The sequence below is a fragment of the Sphingobium sp. genome (assembly GCF_049304695.1).
Lineage (GTDB): Bacteria > Pseudomonadota > Alphaproteobacteria > Sphingomonadales > Sphingomonadaceae > Sphingobium.
Map to the genome: position 1 here is coordinate 1 of NZ_JBAQOK010000041.1, position 1,695 is coordinate 1,695.

The 1,695-nt window shown below is 63.5% G+C and carries 2 protein-coding genes; both read left to right on the forward strand.

Features of this window, described 5'->3' with window-relative positions; all coding sequences use genetic code 11:
* Window positions 1–493, forward strand: a 493-nt coding sequence (locus WA070_RS06150; protein WP_422633248.1) for a DUF2493 domain-containing protein, incomplete at its 5' end; no start/stop codon positions are given.
* Between the two features lie 225 nt (window positions 494–718).
* A complete protein-coding gene (locus tag WA070_RS06155) occupies window positions 719–1,348 on the forward strand; it encodes a hypothetical protein (protein ID WP_422633249.1) in 630 nt (209 codons plus the stop codon).
* The last annotated feature ends 347 nt before the right edge of the window (window positions 1,349–1,695 follow it).

The following is a 1,695-nucleotide window of genomic DNA, read 5'->3' on the forward strand; positions in this document are numbered from 1 at the left end:
TGTCACCGCCGGGATCGTCGACGGCCATGCCTTCCTGCGGGCGCGCCGCGAGCGGGCTTTGAACGCCAACACCGCGCAGGGTACGCCCGTTGTGTTCGCCGGTGGCCGCCTCACCTTCGCCAACGACTTGGATATGAAGACGTTCGCCGACAACCTGCTGGCGACCCTCAACAAGGTTCGCGCCCATGTCGGCGACATGTATCTCGTACACGGCGGCGATATGAAGGGTATCGAACGGCTTGCAGCGTCCTGGGCCGAGCAGAATGGCATCCAGCAGGTGCGGTTCGGCCTCGATCGCAAGCTCGGAGATCGCGCTGGCTTCCGTCGCAACGAGCAGATGCTCTCGCTCAAGCCGAGATTCGTGATTGCCTTCCAGGGCAATGGCGTGACGGAGCGGCTTGTCATCGAAGCCAAGGCTCGGGGACTCCGGGTCGTTGATCGTCGCGGCCCATTGGGAAGCCCTCCTTCAGCTGCTCGTCGCGGTGCGGGCTGAAGCCGCGGGCCGCCGGTTTGCCGGCGGCCCTTTTTTGACTCTGCTTACGGTTGCCCATCGGAATTCCCGCCAGCGAGAGGGGAGGGTGCCGAGGCGTGTTTGGTTTGGCTGAATAGCGCCGGAATCCGTCGGCCGTGTCCGCAGCGCGGATCCATTTCAGTGTCCACCAGCCATCCGCGTTGCTCACGCCGCGCCGGCTGTCGCCTTGCCACAAATGAGAGAGAGATGATGATGCGCGATTTGCATGATGAGGAACTGCGCGCTCTGCTTGCATTCCGACAGCGCCATGGGCGCTGCTGGAAGGCCGCGTTGCTGTTGCGCTGGTCGGCCGGCACCGACGCCGATGAACCCGGTTCGGCGCATTTGCGCCATCTGCGCAATATCAGAGGACCGCGCTGGCTGCTCGGGCTATCGGCCGCCACGCTCGATGACGCTGCGCGGCGTTTCGCCGGAAATGTCGATCCGGTGCTGATCGACATTTTCATGGAGAATGCCACGGGCTTTGCCCGCGGCGCGTCGGCAAGCGTCAGGATCTCTCCGGCGAGCGCTGCGCATTCGCTGGCCATCGCGATCGAACTTAGCCTCAAAGCCTATCTGATGAAGGCGGGCTATGCCGACGACTGGAACCGCGTCCATATTCGGCATGACCTTGAAAAGGCCTTGGCGCTTGCCGTGGCGACGGGCCTGTCGGGCTTCCCACCGGAATTGCCGCAGCTCGCGGCTATTCTTTCGCCTGCCTATAGCCGCCATCAAATCGACGCGATGTTCCGGGGCGGGGTTTCACCTTTCGATGTGACGGACGCCTCGCTGTGCGTTGACCGTCTCCTTGCCGTAATCCGGGCGCAGATCGCGTAACCGGCGCTCCAATGGTAGCCTTGCGCGTTGGTCGAAGACGGGCTCACCGATCCCGTTGAGGCCGGGGGTGACCCTGCCGTAACACGGACGACAGAGCCATCACCTCCGTTCTCGTACCGGGCATCGCCGCTTCGCTGGGGACGGGGCAGAAATGGGAGAATGTGCCGTTCAGTGGCTAAGAGGGCTCTGCGGGGCGTAGATTGTCGCAGCGGTGGGGCGTGGTTTCTGCACCGGTTCCTGGTGTCATAGAACCCAAGCGACCATCCCTTCTTTTTGACCTGATCCCTAAGTCGGTCGTTCGGTGCCTCCAACCCGCTCCCCTTCGGGCCGAGTTGCCGTGTGCCACG

Excerpts from the sequence above, each read along its gene's own strand:
- WA070_RS06155 (WP_422633249.1), top strand. The coding sequence starts at position 719 with ATGATGATGCGCGATTTGCATGATGAGGAACTGCGCGCTCTGCTTGCA.